General features: G+C 39.1%; 20 protein-coding genes. 11 read left to right on the top strand and 9 right to left on the bottom strand.

The features are described from left to right. A partial coding sequence (locus tag B4A24_RS21345) for a GNAT family N-acetyltransferase (protein WP_293946993.1) occupies positions 1-377 on the top strand: 377 nt, incomplete at its 5' end. Positions 378-459: 82 nt separating this feature from the next. Here the strand turns inward: B4A24_RS21345 and B4A24_RS21340 are convergent. Next, positions 460-1,059: an FMN-dependent NADH-azoreductase gene (locus B4A24_RS21340; protein ID WP_293946992.1), complete on the bottom strand. Its 600-nt coding sequence runs from the start codon at positions 1,057-1,059 to the stop codon at positions 460-462. Between the two features lie 82 nt (positions 1,060-1,141). On the opposite strand from B4A24_RS21340, the gene B4A24_RS21335 reads away from it, so the two are divergent. Beyond that, positions 1,142-1,516, top strand: a complete 375-nt coding sequence (locus B4A24_RS21335; RefSeq protein ID WP_293946991.1) for a winged helix-turn-helix transcriptional regulator — start codon at positions 1,142-1,144, stop codon at positions 1,514-1,516. An 83-nt stretch (positions 1,517-1,599) separates the two neighbouring features. Here the strand turns inward: B4A24_RS21335 and B4A24_RS21330 are convergent, their stop codons facing one another. Beyond that, a complete protein-coding gene (locus tag B4A24_RS21330) occupies positions 1,600-1,782 on the bottom strand; it encodes a winged helix-turn-helix domain-containing protein (RefSeq protein WP_293946996.1) in 183 nt (60 codons plus the stop codon). A gap of 199 nt (positions 1,783-1,981) precedes the next feature. Here B4A24_RS21330 and B4A24_RS21325 point away from each other — a divergent pair, with 199 nt between their 5' ends. From B4A24_RS21325 to B4A24_RS21305, 5 genes are all read left to right on the top strand, one after another. Then, positions 1,982-2,857, top strand: coding sequence for a helix-turn-helix domain-containing protein (locus B4A24_RS21325; RefSeq protein ID WP_293946990.1), 876 nt, complete (start codon positions 1,982-1,984; stop codon positions 2,855-2,857). A 332-nt stretch (positions 2,858-3,189) separates the two neighbouring features. Beyond that, positions 3,190-4,530, top strand: a complete 1,341-nt coding sequence (locus B4A24_RS21320) for a TolC family protein (RefSeq protein ID WP_293946989.1) — start codon at positions 3,190-3,192, stop codon at positions 4,528-4,530. A 13-nt stretch (positions 4,531-4,543) separates the two neighbouring features. Further along, the gene (locus tag B4A24_RS21315; protein WP_293946988.1) at positions 4,544-5,599 is read left to right on the top strand and encodes an HlyD family secretion protein; all 1,056 of its coding nucleotides are present in this window, start codon (positions 4,544-4,546) and stop codon (positions 5,597-5,599) included. A 76-nt stretch (positions 5,600-5,675) separates the two neighbouring features. Beyond that, on the top strand, positions 5,676-7,190 hold the full coding sequence (locus B4A24_RS21310; protein WP_293946987.1) for an MFS transporter: 1,515 nt from the start codon (positions 5,676-5,678) through the stop codon (positions 7,188-7,190). Between the two features lie 251 nt (positions 7,191-7,441). Next, positions 7,442-7,936, top strand: a complete 495-nt coding sequence (locus B4A24_RS21305; RefSeq protein WP_293946986.1) for a DUF308 domain-containing protein — start codon at positions 7,442-7,444, stop codon at positions 7,934-7,936. A gap of 248 nt (positions 7,937-8,184) precedes the next feature. Here the strand turns inward: B4A24_RS21305 and B4A24_RS21300 are convergent, their stop codons facing one another. Both B4A24_RS21300 and B4A24_RS21295 read right to left on the bottom strand, forming a co-directional pair. Next, complete coding sequence (locus B4A24_RS21300; RefSeq protein WP_293946985.1) at positions 8,185-8,550, bottom strand: hypothetical protein; 366 nt, start codon at positions 8,548-8,550, stop codon at positions 8,185-8,187. Then, entirely contained in the window at positions 8,547-8,831 is a 285-nt protein-coding gene (locus B4A24_RS21295; RefSeq protein WP_409456461.1) for a DUF6984 family protein, read from the bottom strand. Before B4A24_RS21295 ends, B4A24_RS21300 begins: the two co-directional genes overlap by 4 nt. Here B4A24_RS21295 and B4A24_RS21290 point away from each other — a divergent pair. Together B4A24_RS21290 and B4A24_RS21285 are read left to right on the top strand one after the other, a co-directional pair. After that, positions 8,821-9,858, top strand: a complete 1,038-nt coding sequence (locus tag B4A24_RS21290; protein ID WP_293946983.1) for a hypothetical protein — start codon at positions 8,821-8,823, stop codon at positions 9,856-9,858. The genes B4A24_RS21295 and B4A24_RS21290 overlap by 11 nt on opposite strands. Positions 9,859-9,883: 25 nt before the next feature. Then, positions 9,884-11,101: a hypothetical protein gene (locus B4A24_RS21285; RefSeq protein WP_293946982.1), complete on the top strand. Its 1,218-nt coding sequence runs from the start codon at positions 9,884-9,886 to the stop codon at positions 11,099-11,101. Positions 11,102-11,431: 330 nt separating this feature from the next. Here the strand turns inward: B4A24_RS21285 and B4A24_RS21280 are convergent, their stop codons facing one another. Continuing rightward, the gene (locus B4A24_RS21280; protein ID WP_293946981.1) at positions 11,432-11,968 is read right to left on the bottom strand and encodes a cysteine hydrolase family protein; all 537 of its coding nucleotides are present in this window, start codon (positions 11,966-11,968) and stop codon (positions 11,432-11,434) included. A 308-nt stretch (positions 11,969-12,276) separates the two neighbouring features. Here B4A24_RS21280 and B4A24_RS21275 point away from each other — a divergent pair, with 308 nt between their 5' ends. Together B4A24_RS21275 and B4A24_RS21270 are read left to right on the top strand one after the other, a co-directional pair. Continuing rightward, positions 12,277-13,101 carry a KilA-N domain-containing protein gene (locus tag B4A24_RS21275; RefSeq protein WP_293946980.1) on the top strand — a complete coding sequence of 275 codons (825 nt, stop codon included), beginning with the start codon at positions 12,277-12,279 and terminating at the stop codon, positions 13,099-13,101. Positions 13,102-13,173: 72 nt separating this feature from the next. Continuing rightward, positions 13,174-13,926, top strand: a complete 753-nt coding sequence (locus tag B4A24_RS21270; protein ID WP_293946979.1) for a DUF4262 domain-containing protein — start codon at positions 13,174-13,176, stop codon at positions 13,924-13,926. Positions 13,927-14,279: 353 nt separating this feature from the next. Here the strand turns inward: B4A24_RS21270 and B4A24_RS21265 are convergent, their stop codons facing one another. The 4 genes from B4A24_RS21265 to B4A24_RS21250 all read right to left on the bottom strand — a co-directional run bounded on the left by B4A24_RS21265 (position 14,280) and on the right by B4A24_RS21250 (position 21,351). Further along, positions 14,280-16,154 carry a RagB/SusD family nutrient uptake outer membrane protein gene (locus B4A24_RS21265; RefSeq protein ID WP_293946978.1) on the bottom strand — a complete coding sequence of 625 codons (1,875 nt, stop codon included), beginning with the start codon at positions 16,152-16,154 and terminating at the stop codon, positions 14,280-14,282. 18 nt (positions 16,155-16,172) lie between these two features. Further along, positions 16,173-19,523, bottom strand: coding sequence for a SusC/RagA family TonB-linked outer membrane protein (locus B4A24_RS21260; RefSeq protein ID WP_293946977.1), 3,351 nt, complete (start codon positions 19,521-19,523; stop codon positions 16,173-16,175). Positions 19,524-19,602: 79 nt separating this feature from the next. Beyond that, positions 19,603-20,733 (bottom strand): FecR family protein, encoded by a 1,131-nt coding sequence (locus B4A24_RS21255; protein ID WP_293946976.1) that lies wholly within the window; start codon positions 20,731-20,733, stop codon positions 19,603-19,605. 66 nt (positions 20,734-20,799) lie between these two features. Next, a complete protein-coding gene (locus B4A24_RS21250) occupies positions 20,800-21,351 on the bottom strand; it encodes an RNA polymerase sigma factor (RefSeq protein WP_293946975.1) in 552 nt (183 codons plus the stop codon). Between the last annotated feature and the right edge of the window lie 203 nt (positions 21,352-21,554).

Below are 21,554 nucleotides of genomic sequence, written 5' to 3'. Positions count from 1 at the left end.
AACTTTACCCGCTAATTATCATAAACAAAAAAACGAAGGATCCAATCGGAATAACAATGTTCGGAAATATTAGCTTTCAACATAAAAGATTGGAAATAGGCTGGACATGGATTGGTAAAAAATTTCAGGGAACGGGTATCAATGCCAGCTGCAAAAGACTTCTTCTCGATTATTGCTTTGACAGTCTGGACTTAAGAAGAGTAGAATTTAAAATCGATATCAAAAACCTAAAATCACAAAAAGCTATAGAAAAGATCGGCGCCATCAAGGAGGGATTTTTAAGAAACTACAACATTCAATCTTATGGAGAAAGTGAAGGAACTTACGTGTATAGTATCCTCAGGGAGGATTGGAAAAAAGCATATAAAGCTATATGATCACATTAATAAATCCACATCTAATTAAATGTGGATTTATTAATTATCCTAAGCCTGTTGTGGAGACCATTGACCAATTAGATCAGGCGATTGCGGCTTCAATTTCTCCCCTCACCAATAGCATATTTTCGTCCTTAAGTTCAGGCAACATCGTACCCTCCGTCTTGAAGACCTCCACATCTGATATTCCGATAAATTCAAAGAAAGTGCGAAGATACATTTCCATGTTATCCACGATTCCATTGTCATAGATACCGCCCACCGCAAAGTTAAGATAGACCTTTTTATTTTTAAGAAGTCCTTTTACATGACCATCAGCATACGAAAATGTCTTTCCAGCAATCGAAATATGGTCAATCCAGGATTTCAATGTCGAAGGGATACTAAAATTGTAAAAAGGGACACCGATCACAATGATATCAGCATCTTGAATTTCCATTATGGCTTGATCCGAAAATCTAGTCAGTTCTTTTTGCGCATCAGTTTTTTCCGCATCGCTAACATTGAATGCGCTAAAATGCTCAAGTTCCATATGTGGAATCGGCTCCGTAGCGAGGTTGCGAACAACTACTTTACTAAATGGTTCTTTTTCCAGTAACTGATTAATCACGACTTGTGACAGTCTACTGCTGACAGAGTCTTCGCCACTAATACTTGTTTTGATATTTAAGATATTTGCCATTTTTAATGTTTTGTTATTAATAGGAACAAAATTATTGTAAATTCACATTCTAAAATATAGCAGTTACCTAAAGGAAAGTGAAATGGGAAAACATCATGATCATCAGGATTGCCTACAAGCCCTGAGGCCAATTCGGGATACGTTGGACGTAATCAGCGGAAAGTGGAAATTGCAGATTATCATTTCTGTAAATGCAGGAAACAAGCGTTTTACTGAAATACAGCGAAGTATTCCAAAATTGACACCGAAAGTGCTGGCGAAGGAATTAAAAGAACTGGAACAGAATGGGCTGATTGAACGTGTCATAACGGAAGGTTATCCTATTCTTATTGAATATTTCCCCACAGATTACACCCAGACCCTGGATCAGGTAGTTGAATCATTACAATATTGGGGCGAAAATCATCGGCAGCATATTTTTAAGAAAGAGCCAGAAAAAGAGAAGGAGATGAAATGATGGCTACACATCGTCAAGATGTCCAACTTTTATTTTCTAAAAAGAAAAGACGTAGGAGAAAAATGAGCTCAAAACAACTTGTATTAAACCTTATATTCAAGCTTATAACCTTTGCCACGGACCACAACAATATTGATATCGGGAACTGTTTCCAATTTTTTCCGGAGTTTCGAAATAAACATATCCAAGCTGCGTCCCACAATCACACCCTCATCTTCCCAAATCTCTTTTTGCAACCGACTCCTGGTTATCGGCCATTCCGACAAATGTGACCCCTCAAAAATAATGGGCAAGTCCGGAGCATCTTGCCCCCTTTCCGGCGATACTGACCCCTCAGATTAGAAAAACCTAATGAATCCTTACATTTCGGATACTGTATAATTCCTGTTTAAGAATAGTAATATGCAAGCAACAATTGATTCATATTGAAAAACTGATTATTTTGCAACATAAAATTAGCATTATATGAAACGTAGTATTCCTGTATGGCAATTAAAAGATAATATATCAGGCGTACGAATTGAAAAAATCAATAACGCTTTCGTTTCGTTATTTATAGAAAGTATAAGTAAGCTACACCGTAATGACCATTTTATATGTCTTTTTTTGACAAAAGGTCGAGCGAAACTTTTGATTGATTTTAAAAAGATAGAAGTCACTCAGACAAAATTAGCCTTCCTCTTTCCCGGGCAGATCCAACGTGCAATAAGTTTTGATAGCGATAGCCAAGGGTGGATACTTTTTCTCGACAATAAGATCATTGATGAACATGTACGCCTGACAATCGAAGACGCGTCTTTTTCCGAACCTGTACTCTCGCTTTCATCGACCGATTTTGATTGGTACCAACATTATTTCCAGCTTCTGTTTACTACTTACAATGACTCTACATTAATGAGTTTTCACAAGGCTGCTATCAGTTCCCTTATACGACCTGGAATATATAAGATTGCAGCTTCCTTTCAGGCTACTACAGAATACTTGTCGAAACAGCACTCACGAGGAAAATCTGAATTAACAAAAAAGTATAAAAGACTAGTAAGGAAACATTACCATGATCTAAAAAAGCCGAGTGAATATGCCAAATTAATGAATTATTCGACGACCTATCTAAGTGACACCATAAAAGCGGTAACAGGATTCAAAGCTACCTATTTCATCCAGCAGGAAGTACTACGGGAAAGCCAACGACTACTATGCTATACAGACCTCACAATCAAAGAAATATCTATTGAAATGGGCTATGATGACCCTAAATATTTTAACAGAATTTTTAGCAAGTTGGCCAAAGTCTCACCCGGCCAATTTCGAAAGGACTTTAAACTTTCGGTAAACAAGTAGGATAAAATTGAATGCTCCTAGATAATCTGTCTAAACCTCCACTGAAATCGATCAAACAAAGCATTTCTTAAAATAGCCTTGACAGAATAGACCGTACTCAAAAATTCCAAGTTCCTACACCGCTATACAATTTAGGTCTGATAATATCAGCGCTTACAAATAATGATATAATGGTTTTGCTCAAACTTCAATTTTCTATTTCTACATACAAAAAAAGCGTTTTGTCCACCAAATAAGGGGAAATATAGGTTTTTTTAACATAAACTGCAGGTAAATTTGTCAAGACTTTTAGGGGTAACTCTTTAGCTGGCACACGGAAATAGAAACTAAAAATGATACACAAAGAAAAACAATCAAAATTCACGATACTACTCTTCTTTTTGATATGTATCCCAGAAGTTCTTAAATCACAGGCCTTGGATGGTACAATGATCAAATTATCATTTGTTGAAGCTGTCAACAGGTCGAAGGAATTTAACAAGTTATTAGGAGTATCCAGAAATGAAATAACCGCTAGTCTAGCCGACTTAAATGATGCAAAAATGGCAATATTGCCTCATATCGCTACAAATGCGTCATACCAACGGTATAGTGATATCACAGTTTTTGATGGGGTACTAGGCGAATCAAATTCAATTCCAAAACCTCCTAATGCCAATGCTGGCGCGCTAGGCATTGAAGCTTCATTTAACTTATATACTGGTGGGCGGCAAAAATTTACCATTAATGACGCACAGCATAAAAATGAACTTGCCTCTATAAATCTCAATGAACAAAGGGCTACAATTGGCTTACAAACTGCTCTACAGTACTTGGATTTAGTACGTAATTATTATCAGGAAAAATTATTGAAGGACCAAACGATAAGAGCCCAAACCCGATTCAAGAATATTAATGCCTTTTATGCCAACGGAAAAGTCACGAGAAGTGATTTACTTCGTGCTGATGTAGCATTGTCGAATATACATTTGAGCCAAAAGACAAATATAAATGACTATCAAATTGGGATAAAACGGCTAAAACTATTAATAAATTTAGAAGACGCAGCAAATGTCTTAATTACAGACACAGCCTCACTCAAACTCCCTGATTTAATTGATGTTAAAAAAATGATCGGCAACTATGCGGAAGCTTTTCCTATTTTGAAGATACAGAAAAACATTCAGTTGCAGGGGAATCGAACCAAAATTGCAAAATCCTTCAACCTCCCGAACGTTAGTCTATTTGGTGTCTATGGGTTCAATTATCCCAACACCTTTGTCTTTCCACCCAAACCACAGACTGTAGGGGTGGGACTTGTCGGTATAAAGGCAACCTTTAATATCTCCTCATTATACCAAAACAAAAATAAAGTGTATGCGTCGATGACGAGAGAAAGTGGGCTCAAGCAACAGAAAGAATGGATTGAAGAGAATGTGAAACAGGAGGTGGAAACTTTATTCATCAAATATACTGAATCTATCGACAGAATATCAGTTACCGAAAAATCTATTCTCCAGGCCGAAGCTAATTATAAAATACAAAATGCAAAATATACCAATCAGTTAAGTTTGCTAACGGATCTACTTGAAGCTGACAACCTCTTATATGAGGCTAAATTTAATCATATACAGGCAAATATTGCCGCGCTTTCGATATACTACAGGTTACTTTTTTTAACAGGGAAAATTTAAAACAGAAAAAATCGTGAAACCAAAAAATAAAAATTCAAGAACGGCTACGATAGTAGGCATAATGACAACTTGCGCTGTACTAATCTTAGTAGTCGTTGCTATGATCTATTTTATAAAATACATCACCTATTCGAAGAGCTACGAAGATACGAATGATGCACAGATTGAGTCATTTATTAACCCTGTATCTGCGAGGGCGGGAGGATTTATAAAAGAAGTACTCTTCGAAGAACATCAGAAGGTTGAAAAAGGAGATACGCTTGTTGTACTGGATGACAGGGAATACTTACAAAAAGTTAAAGAGGCAGAGGCAATGCTAGAAGACACCAAGGCACAGCAGGAAATCTTAGCAGCCAGCATCAATTCAGCTCAAGCATCGACCTTAATCAATCAGGACCAGATCAACGTAGCAAAAGCCACCCTGTGGCAGCAAGAACAGGACGTCAAACGTTTTAAAAATTTGTTGAATGAAGATGCTGTAACGATAGCAGATTATGAGCAAGTTAAAACCCGATATGCAGTAGCCGAAAATAATTATAATGCAACTGTAAATGGGTTAAAAACTGGTCATACGAAAATTAACGAATTGCAAGCAAAATACAGTTCTCTTTTCGCTGCAAAGAAGCGTGCTGAGGCATTGTTGGATCTAGCCAAACTCAACATGAGCTACACGGTCATTACATCTCCATACAGCGGATACACGGGAAGAAAAAACATTTTAGAAGGACAGCAGGTACAAGCTGGACAACCGCTTGTCTCTATCGTCAATACGCAAGATAAATGGATCATCGCCAATTTCAAAGAAACTCAAGTTAACGGAATGTATCTGGGGCAACCTGTAGAAATTGAAGTAGATGCGATAGGTAACAAGATATTCAAAGGAAAAATCGAAGCCATATCGGCGTCCACGGGTTCAAAGTTTTCCTTATTGCCTACAGACAATTCAACGGGAAATTTTGTAAAGATTATCCAACGAATTCCTGTAAAAATAAAATTTGCAATGGAACAGGATACAGATGCACTTAAAGCTGGTATGAATGTCAAAGTAAGGGTGAAAACAGACAATTAGAATAGTAAAACTCATGAGGTCAAATATTTACTTTAAAACATGGATTAACAAATACCCGGGATTAACAAGAGTTTGTTTGATTTTGATTTTATTTGCTGGAATGGCTCAATTTGCCTCTTTCGGCCTGATACAGGCTCATGTCATATCTTTCTATGGAGCACAGTCCGAGGATATTTCGTTCGCCTTTCAGATATCTTACGCAGGTATCATTTCGTTTTTACCTATACAATTCAGGACGCAACGATACTTTAATACAAGAAACTACCTTATCATTGCATTTTTAACAGGAATTTTTTTGAATCTGGGATGCATGGTAACGCAGAATCTTGTATTATTTTCCTTTCTACGTTTTTTTATGGGAGCGGTTACCTGTACAATAGCTGCCTGTATTTTGATTATTCTATTCTCTACACTGCCAGTCGAAAAAGCCACCTTGATCGGGGTATCTATCTTTTTCTCATTGGTGCTAACCTGCGGCATAATTGTCGGAATAGGCGCTTCGTGGATCGTGGTAAGATGGGATTGGACAGTTTTTTATTATGCGTTAATTGGACTGCAAATTGTCGCCATGGTTATTTGTATTCTTCTCTTTAAACTCAAAATAGACCGCAAACCATTCCCCCTGTATCAAATAGACTGGATCGGCGGTCTATTATTTGCGTTTGGGGTAGTGACGGCGGTATATATATTTATTTATGGACCTAAAAGATATTGGTGGTCCGACCAAACAGTACGGTATGCTTCCTTTTTTTCTATTTCAGCTTTATCTTTATACTTTTATCGAAAGACAACAATCAGGCATCCACTGATTGATATGAATGTTTTTAAATATCCGAAGTTTATTTTTGCCATTGGTCTGATGCTTGTATTCTGGTATGTGAAGGATAGTATAAATCTGATCTATGGATATTCGACTTCAGTACTTGGCTGGAACGCTGTTGATGTTGTCCAATCTGGACTATTTAATATAATGGGAGTCATATTAGCAACACTTATCGCCATAGGGTTAATACTAAGAAAAAAAGAAAATCTACCTAAATTACTACTCGTAGGTTTTTCGCTATTATGCCTTTATCACCTATGGTTTTATTTTCACCTGACTCCGGACCTCACCTTTGATGAGCTATGCTTGCCTATTTTCGTTCATGGGCTTGCCTGTGGTTTCCTATTTGTTCCTATCACGATATTCTGCTCTGCAAGTGTACCAAAAAGCACCGGCATGACAGCGATAATTATCTGCGCTTATACTAGGTTTTGTTCGACATTAATTTCGATGAGTGGTTTATATACCTTACAGCTCTATTTTACTCAAAATTATAAATACCAATTTCTAGGCAAACTTACAACAGACAATGAAATATTAATACAGCGCCAAAGTCTATATCAAAACTTGCTTTCTACAAAGGGTTTTTGGAAAAGTGAAGCAATAGGAATTTCGAATATGATGCTTTCAAAATCCTCCGCAATGCAAAGTCAATTACTTGCCATACGCTCAATATTTATGATAGGTGCAATAGTAGCCGCAATAGTAATAATTTTATTATGCTGTTTTGCAGTTATCATAAAATTTAAAACAGCCAGAGAAAAATAAACTTGAATCTCGGGCACCATAACATTGCGCACCGCAACTTATATACTTTCAAATTTATTAGAAAACAATTTATAAAAGCATACACGATAGAATACTTAAATGTTACATGATTATTACGTTTAGTTTTTTAAACTATAATCTATATAAAATAGACAATTAATAGGGATTTGTTAAAAAATATACGAAGCAAATATATTATGAACCTGTTTTTAAAAAAATGCATCGCAGATGTAAAACTTAGGATTACGGAGGTGATACCAAGCATTACCTCTATATTGATTGGCTTTTACATTATTATAATACCTCCTGAGATCTACGGAGAATTATGCTCTTTAATTGCTATTTCATTTTTAGTGTGTGGTATTTTTGAAATTTATTTTTCGATTAAGAATAAAATTCAGGAAAAAGATTTGATCTACATGTTTATAAGTGGTCTTCTCAACACTCTTATCGGCTCGATTCTCTTATCTCGGACAGAAATAGTTATTCTCACATTACCATTTATAATTGGCTTCATTCTTTCGATACAAGCGTTAAGAGCGATCAATTTTTCATCTTTTTTTCCATCTAGTAATGGCATAAAAAGACGCAGTTTATTCGTTACAAATATTATAGGATTAATTTTGGCACTCATTTTAATTTGTACTCCGATTTTAAAATGGATACCATTAACAACGATTACAGGACTGGCACTTATCTTTGCGGGAGCTGGTAGAACTACCGCTTTCAGTACGCCCAGCCAATAACATCGGCCTAGAATGGCTGATAATGACTTTATAAAGTTTCTATTTTGCTAATTCATTTATTGTTAAAATGGCTTGATTAATAACATTACGCCCTGTAGTCTTCATCTAAAAGCTCCTCTTCCAAACTCGGAAACAAATCGATCAACTCGTTAATAAATAAATCTTGGTCTCTCATCATTATTATATTGGAACAACTTCCTTAGTTTCTTCCCCCCTCAAATCAATAGATCTTGAATACGATGATAAAATTACCGGTTAATATAATCCCGATACTCTTCCTGAATCATGCCTGCAGATGTATATTTATGAGGAGAAGCTTTATAGGTCACTTCTGCGAATTCCAACGCATCAGCAATTGAATAAAAAGCATTTATCACGCCAAATGGCGCATCAGGATCAACCAATGAAAAAGCATAGATGTCCAAGAAATCTTCATTTCCCTCATCAAAGGATTCAAAATAGGCTACAGAAAAGCTTTCGTCCTTCTCCATGTTAATACTTAACCACTTGAGTATAGTATAATCCTCCTCCTGGAAATCACCCAACCATTGCTCCACAGACTTTCCAAGCCGCAATCTGGATTGAATTTCATCTTTGTTTAAATACCGCATCATACATTTATTGATACATCTGGAATCTTTATCAAAGGAGAAAAATCACCTTTGAAAATATCTAATTCATAAAAATTATCATCAGTATCCACGATAACAGAGATAAGCAGATACATTCCGTCGACATCATGAGAATCCATATCTGCTAGAGTGCCTCCATAACGCCTATGGTCTTCTCCTTCTAGAATTACTTGGAGGCTGCCCATCCCACCATCGTCCATTTCCTCGACAAATAGGTTTTCCAATGAAGCTATAATTGCGGCTCCCACCGGTGTGTTCCACACCAAAGTATCCGGACACTATACTATTTCAACAGGTTTTGAAGAGACTGATTTACGGGCTCTGGCGGTGGATAGCAGTACAAAATATATCCAATTTTCCACTCCGCTATCAAATGATGAAATAGATTTATTGGAAAAGGTTATTTTCTCCCAAAGACAGGATATTGCATTACGGATATTTGGACACTATACCACAGCTTGTGACCTGACTTTTCTGGAACGTATTCCCTCCCTGAAGAAGGTTTCGATAGATTGTTTAATTGAGGCAACTGGAATCAATACGGTTACCAAGCTCAAAAACTTAGAAACGCTGGCGGTGGGGATTCTAGATTTGGACAATTTTGACTTTTTAGAAAAAATCAACCTTAATCTAAAAGAGCTATTCTTGTATCAAACCAGATCCAAAAAACCAAATATTGAAGGTATTGAAAGATTCAAAAATCTGGAATACCTCTGTCTTGAACGCCAGCAAAACGGAATCAATGCGATCAGTAAACTAAAGGATCTTAAAAAAATTGTTCTACGTTCGATCTCAACCCCTAACATTGATTATCTTGAGGGACTAAAACACTTATGGTCGGTGGATATTAAGCTCGGTGGAATAAAAAGTTTTGAAGCACTAAAAACCTTACCCTTAATTAAGTACCTGGAGCTTTGGCAGGTACGTGGGCTTTCTGATCTCTCATTTATTTCAGCACTGTCATCTCTGCAAAATCTATTTATTCAATCACTTAAACAGGTAACTGCATTGCCTGATCTTTCTACAAGTAAATTATTGCGACGGATTTCACTAGAAAGCATGAGTGGATTGACAGATGTATCTTCATTAAAAGATGTTCCAAATCTGAAAGAATTCATAATCTGGGATGGAAGCCAAAATGCAGATTTTTTTTTACCAATATTTGAAAACCCCACAGTGGAAAGTGTAAATGGTTTTTTGGGCAGTGCAAAAAGGAATAATCGATTTGCTGAACTAGCCAGGCAGTATCATAAAAAGACGTTTGAGCATAGTGATTTTATGTACGAATAGTTTCTCAAAACAGCGAAACATTGACATGATACAAATTCGGACAGCGATCCTATTGGTAGGTTTTCTCCTGCAACTAAAGGATGTATATGCACAATCTAAAAAGATGGAGGATAATACGGCTACAATTGATGTTCACCAAGAATCGCTATCGAAGAAATTAGGACTGTCAGATCTGAAAAAGTCTAATCATGAATTTGCATTTAGATTTTGGGGTCGCGGACAGGCAATCGATATCATTGGAGATAGTACAGATATTATAGGTACTGTAACAAATTATATATACCATCAAAAAAAATCTTCGGATTACAAAATAGATATCTTATTCAAAAAAGCTTCCCTTTGCCCTGACCAGGCAGAGGCTGCTTATCTTCTTTTCCTGAATCTTAGTTTACTAAATATACCTAGCGACGAAAAGGTAAAAGGATGGAGAAAGGGCGCTGATGGTATAACCTATAGGATTGAACAGGTAGATCAAGGGCACTACAGTAACAAAAGCTATTGGACGCCCTCTAGTCAAGATGGGTTGCCGGAAGCAAAGGTAATTTCGGATTTTGTAAATAGCTTATCGGATACGCTAAAACTGGAAGAAACCTTCCGGTCATTCAAAAATACATTACCCCGTAAAGGGTGTTATCATACTGGTGGAATGGCAGTAATCTGCTATGTTTCGAATAGCTTTTGGGCAGGCTATAGCGCTGCGACAAAACTACCCTATGGTTTTTATACAGGTTATAATGCAGGATACATAGGAAGTACAAAAGTGAATTTGGGAGCATCACTGCAATATAATTTCAGTACAAATCGATTTTACCATTTGAACACCGCCCTAGCTAAGGGTAAAATCTTCTATGAAAAGGCTAACCTTACTGATTATATCGCCTATAGCTACCAGAAAAGAAAGATCAATATAGAGAATGCTACCAAGAAGTTTGAAAATCATCAGCTCATGTACGGCTTGCAGCTTAAGAACAATTTTAAAGTTGGAGGCGGTATTGACTATCTGAGAAAAGAAGATAACCTAAGTGGCATCTATCTCTCTGCATCAAAAGGATTTACGAAACCTAATATGAATGCCGGAATATCGACATCCTTATTTGAAGGTCGAACCAATTATAAAATCGATCTCTCAAAGTTTGTCTATTTTAACAGTAGATTTTTTGCAAAAGGATTGTCGGTTGGTGTAAGCTATGAAGATTTTATGAGGTATAGAGATGTATATTTTAATATCGCACTCTTGCTGTAGTGGTTAGCAACGCTTTTTATCGTCATTTTCAGCCGCTCTTATTTATTTTTTTGCCTTTAATAGATGGCTCAGGATAAAAAAAGTAAGCACAAACATAATTGCCTGAATGATAAATACAGGGTAAAGTAGGTTCCCTTCCGCATAACGATATCCAAAACTTACATACCGGAAATGTAAATACAAGACCGACAAGAAACCATTCGTTATAAAATGGGTCGTCAGGATAAATCGAACATACGGATAAAGTACCTATACTGACATAGGCCAAAGCAATAAAAAATGATAATTTTCTTTCTTTTGTGTACCACATATTTTATATCCGCTCGATACTTAAGTCCCTAAAATAGCATGACAAGATTCAACTTTGATCCTACCTTGCGTTGGCGTCATTTCTGACCACAGCCAATTAAAATACTGAATCACCTGTCGAGCTGGGATCATAGGTCTATCGGCAGTAGTGTGTCCATCAGCAGCTACTGTAATAGAATAGTCCTTCGTCAAAGCTGATTTTAGGGTAGCGTCCACACAAAAATCTGTGGCACATCCGGTCAAGATCAATTCCGTAACTCCGCTATCCGTCAATAACGTTTGAAGTTCTGTTTGATAAAACGAATCATTTGCTGTTTTAGAGACAAATATATCTGCGGGCCCTCTGATCAGCTCTGGTAATAACGACCAATCGTCTGTCCCGGGCAGAAAACAGTTTTCCTTTGTCCCATCATGCTGTATAAAAATGACCAGATCCTCGTTCTTTCTAAACGCCTCAGAAAGTCTGTTGATCCGATCAATAACAGCAAAAGTATCATACCGAAGCTCATAGGGTCTAAAACTCCCCAATTGCATATCTATTATTAGTAAGGCTCTCATGCTGAACTAACTTCTGTATTATTGATACAATATAACGAATGTTCATTATTCAACGTCAATTATTCGATATTAGGTAAACAATAAACAAGCATGTGCCGTTTTGATGTATTCAACATCTTGTAATAAACAGCCGAAAAGTCAAAGATTTTAGGTTTTTCTTGAGTTGTTATTTTAAATCTTTATATACACACACCCATATATTACTATTTTTTTTAGTATATTTACTTCCATAAAATAAATACTGTAATAGCCAGTTATTCCGTCTAGTTTTCTCAAACTGACTAAGATAATTTATCAAATCTAAATGTATGGCAAAGAATAAAAAAATTAATGTACAGGGAGTAGATATTCTCCTGTATCAAGAATATCAAAATGATTACATATCACTTACCGATATTGCCAGACACAAGGATTCGGCACATACTGACGATTTAATTAAAAACTGGATGAGAAATCGCAATACAATTGAACTCTTAGGTTTTTGGGAAAGTATATATAACCCCAATTTTAAACCCGTCGAATTCGACGGGTTTAGAAAACAAGCTGGTCTCAATAGTTTTGTGATGACTCCCAAACGCTGGATAGAAAATACCAACGCAATTGGTATAGTTTCTAAAGCTGGAAGATACGGGGGAACTTTTGCTCATAAGGACATAGCACTAGAATTCGCTTCCTGGATTTCAATCGAGTTTAAACTTTATATAATAAAGGAGTTTCAACGTTTAAAAGACGATGAAAACAATCGTTTAAAATTAAATTGGGATTTACATAGAACTTTAGCCAAGGTGAATTACCAAATCCATACTGATGCAATTAAGGAAAACCTCATTCCAGCAGAAATTACCAAACAACAAGCGAATTCCGTCTATGCTAGCGAAGCCGATATATTGAATGTCGCACTATTTGGAATGACAGCCAAACAATGGAGAGATACTAATCCCGACAAAAAGGGCAATATTCGAGACTACGCGATTATAGAACAGTTAGTCGTGCTAAGCAACATGGAAAGTATAAACGCGTTATTAATTCAACAAGGAGTACTACAAAATGAACGGCTAATGCAACTGAATAAAGTAGCGGTGACCCAAATGAAGTCGCTCGTAGAAAATAAGGCCGTTAAGAAATTGAAATAGAAAATCATACGTATCTTTAGAGAAAGTTCCTACAATTATTTAAACTTGTCCATACCTTAAAAAAACAGCACAATGACCCAAGACGGCAAATATACGTATACTGAGCCTGACAATTCATATAAACAGAGTAGAGCTAATGTCGAAAAATTTGGTCTTGAAGTGATCAATGTGGTGGCGAGCAACTACCTACCCTCCTTCTCTTATAGCATTGGCCTGACACAAACTTATCAGCACCCCGAGATAATCTGTATAGGGTTATCTATGAAGTTGGCACATATCATTATAAATGATGTCGCTGATCTGATCAAACATGGCCAAGGAATAGAAAGTAACAAGGTATATACCAATATCTTCAACAATAGTAAAGCAATGTTTTTAAACGTAGATCCAAGAAATATAGCGGATTATTTCGGTAATGGCCTAAACTATTATCGAGGTAAGGAATTTGATGCACTACAATTGATTTGGACAGATCATAACGACAAATTTCCCTGGGAAGAAGGTTTTGAAGAAGAGTTTCTATACGCACAACCATTACTGGACAGAAATGCTGACTTTAAATTCTATGAATCCAAAAATATGACAGCATTTACGACACGCCAGTGGCTCGAAGAAAGCAAGCCCATATTGCGCGTTGTCCATGATCATGATGGTGACTGGCAGTTCTTGACCGAAGACCAAATGTCAGATGATATCCGTATTGTTGCCTTAGAAGAATTGATTAAGCGTGATCACTCCTTAAACGATCTATTTGATCTTGACTATGGAGAAGAAGCTGAACGAAAAACCATAGCAGAAAAATGGACACGAAGCAGCTTGCATTAAACCCTATATTCAAGCTTATAGCCAAGAAATTCAGCAGCAATATCTGGGCTCTAAAGCTATTCCTGCATTTATATTATTGGATAGCAAAGGAAAATTAATCAAAACGTTGTCTAAAAATATAAATAAAGAAACCTTGAGAAGTTTTCTAGCAAATTAGACGAATAGATACTTTATAAAAAACCGAGTTTGTTAGAGGTCCAGGTAACGCAGCAATGGACGGACCGTTTTAACCAACGATTCAGGTCTGAATCTGCCTCTGATTATTGATCGTTAAAAGATAACAATTGAAAAGAATAGCCGCTTAGGATACAATCCCGAGCGGCTTAATATTACACAAAAAAACACATTCCGCGCTAGTTCCAACCGGGATTCTGTACCAAATTTGGATTCTTGTCTATTTCAGCTTGCGGGATTGGAAACCAATAGTTTTTTCCAGTAAAAATGCGCTTCTGATAGACCGAACGTTTGAAAAAAGCTTTGGGATTAGACTCACTATCGTCCTTTTCAGTTCCGGAAAAATTCATCCCATAAAAATTTCCATTCAGTGTGGTCTCTCCTATCTTCCAGCGTCGAATATCGCGGTAACGGATTCCTTCATTATTGAGCTCTACACGACGTTCATTCCTAATGGCTTTGCGCATCGCGTCTTGTGAAGCTGGTACCGGTAGTGCACTAGGCCCTGCACCATATTGTGGCACTCCGCCGCGCACGCGGATCAAATTGACGTACTTTAAGATATCCGGATGATTGGGTTCTGTCTCGTTGAGGGCTTCGGCATAATTCAGATAAGCCTCTCCCAAACGATAAAGTATACCCGGCCGATAAGGATTTGTGTTATTGCGCGGGTCATGGTCTGGATGAACTTTCTTGCGGATGAGATAGCCATTCTGTGGAGCATCGTGGGTAGGCCCTCCATCCCAGTTGCCGCTATAAAACTGGGTGGTGCGATTTTCCCTCCTATACCAAGCTCCGTTGTATAATACAGAAATATAGAAACGCGGTTCACGATGGGTATACATGTTATAAGTTCCCTCTAACGTAACTTTGCCATTGCCCTGAGACTCGGCCCAACGTGTATTTCTGACTTCTGCAGTTTTTGAAAAACCTTTCTCCTGATAGCCGGACAATGGATCGTCTATGGTCCTGCCATTCTCCATAAAGAAGGCATCAACCAATGATTGCGTGATCCCCAATCCCCCGTTGCCACCAGTTCCCCTAGGTTGAGCATGGCGGTCATACTCCCCGAAATTACAGTCGGGCCGGGCAAAAAGAATCTCTTCATTACCATCCTGTGGCCTGCGGAACAACATGTTCTGGTAGGATAGAAATGGATCAACAGAACCATCACTATTATATTCTATATACAATTTGTGCCCAGCTGCCTCAGCCTTTTCGATAAGGAGCTTGGACGCTGCCACTGCGGATTTCCATTTATCTGCCGTATAAGTAGCATTAAATATCGCCTCACCTTTCTTATTGGTAAAACCAGCATAGGATGTATTTCCATTGACCAATGGACTTGCTGCAAATAAAAGAAGACGTGCCCTGACCGCCAGACACATTATGGAAGTTGCCCGACCATACTTTTGTGCCGCACTATACCTTGCTGGCAGAACTTCCGATAAATCCAATAATTCTTTATCTGCCCATTGTACCACCTGATCAAAGGGAGTCTGTCCAATCATCAGTTCCTCAGCAGGCGCATTGGGATCTGACAAACCAAGATGGAATGGTATTGCACCATAGGTTTCCAGTAAAAGTGTATAATAATAGGCAATCATAAAGCGGGCCTCGGCTTTCATTAGGTTGACCTCTTCTTCGGTCACCAATTGCGCAGGGTTGGGCTTGACATTGTCCAGAAAAATATAGGCCGAACGGATACGTTTGGGAAGCTCCACCCAATAATTGGGATCCCAGGATGTGCTCGGATTCCAGTTCCCGGTCTGCATACCAATAACCGACCAGCCGAACTGTTCCCAACCGGTAGACGGAGCCATATCATCAGAGAGTGGATCCCAGCCCAGCGTCCGCGTATTTCCCCAATAGGGATCGGGCACATTGCTGTATATACCCGCCAGCCAATCTTCTGTTCTGGTCTTATCTTTAAAAATCATTTCAAGGGTAAGCTGATCATCAGGGCTTTTGTCAAGATATTTCGAACAGGCCCCCATTGTGATCCCCAAAGCCAACAGCGCTAATACTCGGGTAATCTTATGTTGTATTTTCATCTTCATCATTGGTTAATGCTATTTAAAATTTAACTCTAGACCCATCGATACCGATTTCATTATTGGGTATCGCATGCCGTTATTTGAACCCAGTTCGGGATCCCAAAGCTTAAAATCGCTGATTGTTAACAAATTATTTCCACGAAGGAATATTCTAAAATTTCGGATGGAAAGATGATCTAGCAATTTTGGCGGTAAGCTATATCCGACCTCAACATTGCGCAAACGAACAAAGCTCATATCGCGTAACCACCAAGTAGATGCCAGATTGTTATTGGCACTTTGGTAATCCGACAACCGTGGGTAAAAAACATCCTGGCTGGGGTTGCTCACAGTCCATCTGTCTGAAACATTGTCAAATATATTCCCCATGGCACCATTGGCACTTCCGGGAATAAAATTAGAACCACCGATAATGCGATAGGTCCGCGAAATTCCCTGAAAAAAGAAGCCAAAATCAATGGCCTTGTACCGCAGGTTGGAGCCAAAACCGAATACGATCTGCGGATCTTCGGTGCCGCCAATTGCAGTTCTGTCAAGTGCATCGACGACTCCATCATTATTCAGGTCACGGTAGCGGATATCGCCCGGGCGCACCGGCCCGAAGGTATGCCGCGGGATATCGGGACGTAGTGTACCATTGGACACATCTGAAAAATCAGCATCAGTAAACAGTCCCTCATCAATAAAGCCAAACAGCTGCCCAATCGGCCTGCCGGTAGAGGAACGTGTGCTTCCCACCACTGCAATAGGCTCATCTTGCTCTAGGATCTTATTACGGGCATAGGTAAAGGTGCTACGCAAGGAAAGGAAAAAATTTGGATTCAACTGCTTGTTCAACTCAAGTGACATATCTATTCCTTTATTGTTGACGCGTCCAAAATTTGCCCATGGTGCATTGGTAAAACCACTGGAACCGGGAATGGAGCGGCGTTGCATAAAAATGTCTTCGCGATTCTCATTAAATAAATCAAGCTGGAATTCTAATGCTCGCCATAAACCGAGTTCGACACCGATATTGGACTTGGCGACTGTCTCCCAAGTAAGGTTACTATTCCCCTGATCGCCTTCCATACGCCCCGCACGCTTAAAGTCGTTGTTTAAGCCCCAGGAGTAACCGCCAGTCTCATTAATGGTCGTAATATAAGCGAACCGACGGCCATCAAGCTTGTCGTTACCGACAAGTCCATACGAACCGCGAAGTTTGAGTTTGGAGATTGTACTTTTCAGCTGTTCCATAAATGGTTCTTCGGATATATACCAACCCAAGGCAAAGGAAGGAAAGAAACCGTAGCGTTTGCCGGGAGCAAAGTTTTCGGATCCGTTATAGCCAAAGTTGAACTCAGCGATATACCTATTGTTATAGTTGTAGGAAAACCTGCTGGCTATTCCTTGATTCCGATAAGGCAACAGATCACCATTATCGTAGTTACGCTGATTGTATAGGAACATACCTTCTACATTGTGATTGCCAAAAGACTGGGTATAGTTGATGGCTCCTTCGAGGTACATGCTTTTATCGCCCCAGTCTGAGTTTTTTTCATAACCTAAAAACTCTTGGCCATAGCTGTCAATCACAAGCTGTAATTTCCCATTTTCGTCCCGACCGATGGCTGGATTATAATAATCCGGACTTTTACTCCTTACAACGGACGTGTTTGAATACCTGTCGAACGAGAAAAGCCCCCTTGCTTTTAATCCCTTGAGCCAAAACGAAAGATCCTGCTCTACAGCAAATAAGGATTCGATTTTACTAGCGCTGATGCGTTCATAGCCACGTTGCGTTGCCAAAGCCCAGGGATTTGTACGCTGTGGCGTACGTGGTATCTCACCTGAAGAGTAAATGGTGGGATGGACATATGGAGGAATCGTAAATGCTTCCTGAAATAGGTCATCCACACTTTGGGGCGCACGGGTCCGATCCTGCAGATAGCCTCCTATATTGAGCCGGAAGAGCGTGGTCGGACTGACATTAATATCCACATTGGAGCGTACATTATAACGGTTCAAACGGGAGGAAGAATTCCAGGCTTGTTTCTCATCACGTTCGATCAGACCACCCTCGCGATAATAGGAGGTAACCAAAGAATAACGCAAGATATTCGAACCCCCATTGACGCTCACATTGCCTCTTGAATTCCCAGCACGATCGCGGAGTACTGCATCGAGCCAGTTGACATCTGGATAAAGATCTGGATCAGTTTGGTTCCGGATATTTTCGATTCGCTCTTTAGAATATAATCCCTGTTCACCTCGCCCCTCCCGGATACTGTTCATAATCTCCAGATAATCAGCAGCCCCAACAAATTTAGGGAGCTGGATGGGAGATGTGATGCCCTGCTCAAAACGGGCAGAAACACTAGGCTTTCCCACCTTTCCCCTTTTGGTGTTAATCAGGATCACACCATTTGCGCCACGAACACCATAGACCGCACTTGCTGCGGCATCTTTTAAGATCGAAAATGACTCGATCTCTTCGGGATCCATATTGTCCAACGAACGTTCTACTCCATCGACAAGAATCAATGGGCTGCGGCTTCCCCCGAAAGTGCTGATACCACGTATCCAAAAATTCGAATTATCATAACCCGGTTCGCCGGAGCGCTGTACCGCGATGATGCCCGCCAGTTGTCCAGCAAGATTATTGCTCATAGAACGGGAAGTTCCAATCTGCAATCGTTTGGGTTCAATAGTCGTGATTGCCCCTACCACAGAAGCTCGCCGTTGTGTACCAAAACCGACAACGACAACTTCATCCAGCGCGCTAACGCTGTCGGCGAGCACTACAGTATAATCTCCACTTGCCTTAAGCGCCACGCGTTGACTTACATAGCCGACCAAACTCACTATAAAATAGCTATCCTGACGGTCCAATTTGAGCCTAAACTGACCATCCCCATCGGTAGAAGTTGTCTTTTTACCCTGGCTGCTGCTCACCGTTGCCCTGGCGAGGGCAATCTGGCGCTGGTTGACCACACGACCAACTACCACACGATCCTCTTGAACTGTAGCTTGCCTGTCCAAACGCTTTACGATGATCGTATTGTCTTTTATGGTATAAGAGACTTTTAAAGTTGAAAAAATTCGATCCAGAACCACCTTTATCGGCTGATCTCTGAACGTCATTGAAATACGTTTGGAATCGTCAATATCGTTTGGCGAATAAATAAATTTTAACCCCGTTTTGGAATTTAGCTCTTTAAATACTTGCTTAACTGGAAGGTTGTTAAAATCTAGGGTAATGTTTTTTTGGACATCAAAGAATGGCCTGGCTGAACTAAACAGCCAGACAAGACAGCCAAAAAAAAGACATAAAAAGTTTCGCGCAAACTTAATTTGTTTGCGGGATGTCATAAGTAATTTATACATTTGAAAATTGATTAATAGTTGATCATTATCCAAAGCCTTTACGGCACGATTAGGAATGTAGCAGCATTCCTAATTTTTTTTACGGATTTGCTTGTGTTACATATATCTTTCCTTTCTTTTCTGAATAGTTTATATTATTGGTCATTTTAATGATATTTAGGACTTCCCGAATATCTTCATATCTGCTGATCATACCCGTGATCGGAAGATTTGCGATCGCTGGTTCGATATCAATATCAGCTCCATACCACTGTTCAAATTCAAGTACGACATCCGCAAAGTTTTCATTATCGAAGTAAAATAAGCCTTTTCGCCAAGCATTGGCTTTTTCGATATTCTTGGACTGAATCAGTAAAATATTCGGTTTATCTTCCTGTACGAAAGCCTGTTGACCGGGCTTAATCAGCACTTGGGTACCGTAGTGATTGTGTGTAAGTCGGATACTGCCTTCGCTCAACAGTACATTTTCCTCCAAGCCGTTGGCGGTATTAACGTTGAATTTGGTACCGAGAACTTCAATGGTCTGTAAGGAAGAGTGAACCAAAAAGGGAACTTTCCGTCCCATAGCATACTGCTTATGCACATCAAAGAAAACCTCTCCCCTAACATGTACAGAGCGGTTGCCCTTATTGAAGTTGGGATCAAGCTCTAGTGATGCCATATAATTGAGCCACACCTGTGTACTGTCGTCCAACAAAACTGAAAAGACCCGTCGCGAAGGATTCTCAATCCGTAGTTTACTGTTACCGGCCGTTTGCATGAGTGTGCCAAGTGCCAGTACTTTTTCCTCGTTTATGGTCGTGTAATGACTACCTGGAGGCAATGTATCCAATAGATCAAAATGTTCTTGACTACCGACGAATAAGGATGGGTTTTGGAGATTTGCCTGTTTCGACCTGTCAGTGGTATTGTAATGGTCGATAATCCGATAAGATATATATATGCCCAGCACCACAAATAGACTTGCGGCTGCGTACCAGGCTGTATGTAGACGGAAAGCAGATACCCGGGGTTTTCCAATGCGCTGCTGCACCCCTGCTTTGATTTCTTCACCGATACGCGCTAGATCGTCAGTCTCAGATTTACCTCTGTCCATGGCATCATACAGATGTTCGACAAGCTTTTGCTCCTTGTGATTCGCACTCCCCGAAATATATCGGTCGAGAAGATCTTTTAAAACTGCACGAACATGACGTTTCTTTTCAGACATATAAGATGGTTTATAATGGTCCCTTTCCTATATGTCGTTGTCACCCCTGGTAATTCCCAAAAAAAATTAAAAAAACATGAAAAGAATTTTGTGTATCAGATCTTTTAATGTGTTTGTTGTATTGAGCAATTGATTTTGAACGGTTTTGGTAGATATTCCAAGCAATTTAGCGATCTCCTTGACCGTCTTATCTTCGTTGTACCGCAATTGGAATATCGCTCTACGTTTGTGTGGCATCCGTGCGATCCATCCGTTGAGTATGGTTTGGAGTTCAACTTGTATATATCGCTCATCGGCAGTTGATCCGTCACTCAACTTTTCGACCAGTGTTTCCAGTTCGTCAAAATACTTTTTCTCTTTTCTGAACTTGTCAATTACTTTAAAACGTACAGCTTGACAAAGATAATGGTCTATATCTTGGATCGTTTTGCGATCACGTTTCTCCCATAAGTCAATGTATATATCTTGAACAATTTCTTTTGCGACATTTTCATCTTGTAGCCTTCGAACAGCGATTCCATACAATTTCTTCCAGGTTCGATGATAAAGTTCGTCAAATGCGCCTTCATTTGATTCTTTCACCAAAAGAAAAAGATCCTCTAGACTCATATTTCGCATAGCTAACGACTTATAATGTTCTGAAATTATAGTGGCTTAAAATTGATGAATGCAATATATAAATTCTGAGGGGAACTTCCTATAAAAGTTATACATTCAACAGAACTTATAAAGCTGTTAAATAGTTTTAGCTCGGTATCGAACACGCTTGACTGTTATCGCAGCACATCCCCTCAAGTATAGGATATATATTTGAATATTGC

It is taken from the genome of Sphingobacterium sp. UBA7249 (genome assembly GCF_002472835.1).
In the GTDB taxonomy this organism is placed as follows: Bacteria; Bacteroidota; Bacteroidia; order Sphingobacteriales; family Sphingobacteriaceae; genus Sphingobacterium; species Sphingobacterium prati.
The sequence above is the reverse complement of the archived record's forward strand: the minus strand, read 5'-3'. Positions and strand labels throughout refer to the sequence as shown.